Raw genomic sequence first — 563 nt, forward strand, 5'->3', positions numbered from 1 at the left:
GCTGTTTGTATATTTCCACAGCACTCACACACGCAGGTATGGCGTTGATATTCCACTATTTCAATGGGGCGTTCTACTAATTGTGCTACAGACTGTTTTTCTACTTTTACTGCCGTGTGAGCAAATGCTTTTTGACCACAACAGGCACAATCAGTCGGTCGTAAGATTTCACAACGATCTATTCTGCCAAAACCTTTACGAGTCTTACCTTGATGTCCTGGTTGCCCACCTGGTTTTCTTTTGGGGTGGTTCGGTTCTTCTTCCAAGGGTGCTTTTTTGTTTTCACTCTTTTTGAGGATATCCCCAGACGGTGGCTTCGACGAATTAGAACTGTCTAAATCTCGACTGACTTTTAAACGCTCTATTTCTTGCTGTAGTTCGTAGATGATTTTCTGTAACTCACGTATTACCTTGCTCTGCTCAATAATTATCTCTACCAGTTCTTCCTTCGACAACTGGTTCAAGCTTTCTCGATCTAAATCTTGAGGCAGGTTTTGGTTCATATTTGTGATATTCCCCCTCAAGTGTTCCCTTTGTCAATACTCTGCCACCTGAATCCTTAC

At 42.3% G+C, this 563-nt stretch carries 1 protein-coding gene; it reads right to left on the bottom strand.

Annotation, left to right across the window (positions count from 1 at the left end):
* Positions 1 to 503: DUF6444 domain-containing protein (locus ACEYW6_RS36560; protein ID WP_412983662.1), on the bottom strand; the 503-nt coding region annotated here is incomplete at its 3' end.
* Positions 504 to 563 lie beyond the last annotated feature (60 nt).

Source organism: Nostoc sp. UIC 10607, assembly GCF_047228265.1.
In the GTDB taxonomy this organism is placed as follows: Bacteria; Cyanobacteriota; Cyanobacteriia; order Cyanobacteriales; family Nostocaceae; genus Nostoc; species Nostoc foliaceum_A.